Source organism: Pontimicrobium sp. MEBiC01747 (assembly GCF_053601635.1).
On record NZ_JBSHNS010000086.1, the window covers coordinates 1 to 4,737 of the forward strand.

Here is a 4,737-nt window from a genome sequence, read left to right on the forward strand (position 1 = left end):
CTATAATGCCTAATAAATAATACTATTTTATATCCTTTTAGTTGATAGTCTGTAAAATACTTTCTGTAAAGTAAGGCTACTGTTGGAGAGGGTTTTGGCTGTATAACGTCATCACCCCAGAGTTGTTTAACTTTTGTTCTATAACCGCCTATTGGTGCTTTTAAATGTTTTATTTTAATGTCTGGAACAAAAATAATATCGCCTCCGTTATTTCTAATTTGCATTCCAAAATCGGAATCTTCTCCAAAACCAAATTCGAAAGCCATATCAAATTGTAACTTTTTTATTTTTTCTGTTTTTACTAGACTTGACCCAGACCCAAATACTGTAGTTTGAGCCATTTTAAAATAGGTTTGCTTCTGGTGTTCCTGCAAACACAAATAGTTTAAGGCGGTTATACCATACGATTCTATTTTTTTAAAAGACTTTTCTAATAAATCTGGTGTAAACCTAATATCATCATCTGCTAGAAAGCACCACTCGCTTTCAAGTTTTGCTAATGCTAAATTTCTAGCATTACATACGCCTGTTTGGTGTGTAAATGTATGTTTTATTGTAAATGGCCAAGTTTCTGTTTTTATGTAGTTAAGCAAACTTCCTGCTGTTTTATCTGGGTTTTGCTCTACTATAATAACATTTTTAGGTTGTATGGTTTGTTTTGCTAAATCTTTTAAAACATCGTAGAGGTATTTTTCACGTCCAATTGTTGGTATTATTACATCTACTGTTTTGTTATTAATTTCTTTTTTGGTGGATTGTAATGCTATTTTTTCTAAATTAAAACTGTCATTTCGTTGTTTGTAAAATAGATTTTTAAAGACATAAAATATACTGCTTACTTTCTTTTCGTAAACAATATAACACAAACTTAAAAGGTATATCCAAATCCATTTATAATGTTGTTTTACAAATTTAAATAATGTTGCTGTATTTGCTTGTTTTATGCTTTCTTTAACGGTATTCTCTGTAAGTAAATTGGGTTCAGAATAGCAAAATAAACCTTCTACCATTGCTCTTTTACCTAATGAATTTAAGAAGTAATCGAATGTGTCATTTTCGTTTAGTTCTGTTTTAAGATTTTCTAAAACATTGGTATAAAGACCTCCTACCAAGCTACTAGTTTGCCAAGTTGGATAGGTTACATCTTTTTTAATTTTTAAATAGTATGATCGTTCTATATAACCTATTTGTTTTGGTAAGTAGTCTGCTGCTGTAGGGTTATATGATGCTAGTATTCTTTTATGATGAAAGATCGTATTTAACTCCTTTATATTTAAAGTATCTTTATAGCTAACTTCACACCAAATTATTAACGTATCTGCATACTGCTCTGCTATTTGTATTATTGTTTTTGGAATAGCTCCGCCTATGGAAATATTTGAAAGTGCTTTTCCTTCTACATCTAAAACAGTAACTACTTTATTATTTTGATGAGTTATTAAAATCATACGCTATTGGCTTATCATTTTAAACGGTTTGTCTCCAATAATCGCTGCATATTTACTAAAGCTACTATGATACATTGGTTCTATTTTTAAGAAATAGACTGCCTCGCTATTTACTATCATAAAAAAATCGAGCATTGTTTTTAAATGCCCTTCTAGTGTAGATCCTCCTTTATAGTTATCCATATGAAACGGATTCCCTTCTACTAAACTAACATCTTCTTTTGCTTTTATATAGTTTAAAAACTCTACGCTATCTGAAAACGCATAACATTTATAGTCTGTGCCTTTTACAATATTTTGTACCTGCACTTGTAACTGCTGTAACAACTTTTCTTTTTGCTCTTGTGGTAATATTTTAGTTGTAGAATCTACAAAATCTCCCATTAAACTTGTAAACCTTGTATGAAACGCTATATATTTTTTGTTTTCTACTCCTTTTAGTTTGTTGTCTAGTACTTTTGTTTTTTTAAATAACTCATTAAAACTAACACGCCATTTGTATTCTAATGCTTCTGTTTTTTCTAGTGGATAATATGTTTTAAAGTAATCGATGTTTGCATAAACTATAAAAGTATTGGCTTCGGATTTTGTAATAATCTCTAATGGTTTTGCATCAAAATTATTAACGATATATAATAATTTTGTTTTTGTAGGGTGCCAAGTAATATCTTTTTTCTCTATTTTCCAATCTACTTGATTAGGTTCTAAAAATGTATCTAAATTAAATGGATTATTAAACTGAATAAAGAAATCGTAATCTAATAGTTTTGCAATTTCATAAAAAGAGAGTATTCCCTTAAGTCTATCTACCAATCCTCCATGTGGAAAAAGGCCATCGAAACAAATAATAATACGTTTTTTACTTGTATTTGTTTCAAAGCTTAACTGTTTAGCATAATGTAAAAAAAACGACGTTTTTTTTACATTTTTACTAAGTGTTTTTTTAATAGACTTTAGAGACATACTATTTAATGCTTTTGTATTAGTGCTTTATAATATGTTATATTTTGGTCTGCATTATTGTCTATGTTAAATGTAGATTCTACTTTTTGTCTTGCTGCTTTTCCTATCTTTAAACAAAGAGCTTCATCTTTTAATAATTTTATAATGCGTTCTGCATAGGTTTCTATGTTGGTTGGATGTACTAAGTAGCCATTAACTTCATCGTCTATTAATTCTTGTGCCCAACCTATACTTGTATTTACTACTGGTTTTTGCAACGCCATAGATTCTATGGTTACCATACCTAAAGTTTCGGCAAAGGATGGAAATGTGCATACATGAGCCTTTTTAATATGCTGTTTAACTTCAGAATAAGGTACTTTCCCTAAATAGTCTGCTTGTTTTTTAGCTTGTTTAGAGAATAACTTTTCTACTAGTGCGTATGTTGATGTGTTTCCCGTTTTTATATCTGGGGCATCTCCTCCTATTAAAATTAGTTGTGCTTTTGGGTTGTATTCTACAACTTTATTAAATATTTCTGCTAATTCTAAAACACCTTTTTTTCTAATAATAGTGCCTATATACAGTATTGTATTTTTATTATAGATTTCTGGTGTTTCATTTACAAAATGCTCTAATTGCAGTCCGTAGTGTATTGTTTTTATTTTGTTTTTATCTAAATTGAATAGTTTCTGAGTTTCTTCACCTGCATAAGTTGTTGGTGCAATATATGCTGTTGCCATTTTAAGCGCTTTCCTCTCAAAAATAAAGTTCTTGAATTTTTGTTTACGTCCATCTAGTTTACAGAAGTACGCATCGCTTCCATGAAAACGTATCACTAGAGGGACTTTAAAACGCATTAAAGCTGTTATACCCGTCCAATCTGGTGCTTCTAATAGGTCTATATTTTTTTCCTTTACAATTTTATTTACATAGTTTTGAATTAGCATACGATAGCGATACCACGTAAACCATTTAAATGTTTTTTTAGCTATTAAATGAATTTCTACGCCTTCTTCTACTAATACTGTATTTTCTTTTTGATGGTATACAAATACAGTTACATCTACTCCTTTTTTTACTAAAGTAATGGCTAAGTTTTTTATACTTGTAGCTATTCCTGCAGCGTGGGTTACTTTAGGGTGTGGATATTCGGATGTAATTAAACCAATTTTCATCTGTTTAGTCGTTTTACTTATAGTAAGTTATTTATTTAATATACTTTCTATTGTTTTCCAGATAGTTTTAGAGGCTTCTGTTGGTGCCTTTCCTGCTACAATCTCAAACCATTTTAAGCCTTCAGACACATTAGATGTTTTGCCTTTTAAAATATTTTCTACTATACTTTCTAAATCTTTCTTATCTGTGCAAAATACTGCTGCATCTTGGCTAGGCATAGATCTAAAATGTACATATTTATAGTTTTGCCCTATGTCTCTAATACCTTTTTTAAGTTGTGGTTGTTCGTAATTATAATAAATACAGGGTTTGTTATGTGCAACAAAATCGAATACAGTAGAGGAGCATACATTGGTTACAAACTCGCTATGTTCGCAGACATTATATAACATTTTAAAGTCTTCTTTTGCTGGTAATACTTGGTTCCACATATCTCCAACTTGCTTCCAAATAGGGTCTATAACTTCTATAATATCTTTGTTCGCTTCTATTACAGCGTTATATCTTGGAGTAAAATCTACAGGGCACTTTCTGTATATAATACCTAAATTTTCTCCTTTAGTATTTAAATTTCTAACTGCATTTGCTAAATCTTCTAAATAGTATTGATCTAGCGGCGAAGTGGTTTCATCATCCCCCGAATAACAGATGTACTTTTTATTGACATCTAGATTCTTCTCTTTAAAAAACTCTGCACGGGTTTGTTTTAAGTTTTCATCGAAATGAGGTTCAAACTGTGGTGTACCGGTTACAAATACTTGTTCTGGCTTTACAAATGGATAGTATTTTAAAACTTCTTCTTTCATTAAATCACTCCATACAAAGTAATAATCGGTTTCTACTACTTGCATGGCTTTGGGTACATTATCCCATGAATATACAAATGCTACTGTAGGAATACCCAAATCTTTTGCTGCTAATAACGCACTTATAGATTGTGTTGATCGTTGTGTTGTACAAAATACTATATCTGGCTTGTGTTCTTTTAATTGTGCTTTACAATATTTGTATTTACTTGTTGAGCGTTCTAAATTGTTTATTCTTTTTCTAAGTTTAACGATTCCTTCTTCTGAAGAATATATCCCTATAAGTAGTTTTGTATAAAAGCTTTTAAGTTTATTTTTTATGCCCTTATAATTAAACGGAAATTTATAGGTTGGATATACTG

4 protein-coding genes are annotated in these 4,737 nt (G+C 30.2%); all 4 read right to left on the reverse strand.

Going from position 1 to position 4,737, the window contains the following annotated elements; translation table 11 throughout:
* Positions 1 to 1,448: glycosyltransferase family 2 protein (locus ACVC2P_RS01525; RefSeq protein WP_452596720.1), on the reverse strand; the 1,448-nt coding region annotated here is incomplete at its 3' end.
* 3 nt (positions 1,449 to 1,451) lie between these two features.
* On the reverse strand, positions 1,452 to 2,411 hold the full coding sequence (locus ACVC2P_RS01530; protein ID WP_452596721.1) for a hypothetical protein: 960 nt from the start codon (positions 2,409 to 2,411) through the stop codon (positions 1,452 to 1,454).
* Between the two features lie 5 nt (positions 2,412 to 2,416).
* Complete coding sequence (locus ACVC2P_RS01535) at positions 2,417 to 3,568, reverse strand: glycosyltransferase family 4 protein (protein ID WP_452596722.1); 1,152 nt, start codon at positions 3,566 to 3,568, stop codon at positions 2,417 to 2,419.
* A 27-nt stretch (positions 3,569 to 3,595) separates the two neighbouring features.
* The coding region (locus tag ACVC2P_RS01540) for a UDP-glycosyltransferase (RefSeq protein WP_452596723.1) at positions 3,596 to 4,737 on the reverse strand (1,142 nt) is incomplete at its 5' end.

Bases quoted from the DNA above. Each gene is read 5' to 3' on its own strand.
- ACVC2P_RS01530 (WP_452596721.1), bottom strand. From the start codon at position 2,411: ATGTCTCTAAAGTCTATTAAAAAAACACTTAGTAAAAATGTAAAAAAA.
- ACVC2P_RS01535 (WP_452596722.1), bottom strand. From the start codon at position 3,568: ATGAAAATTGGTTTAATTACATCCGAATATCCACACCCTAAAGTAACC.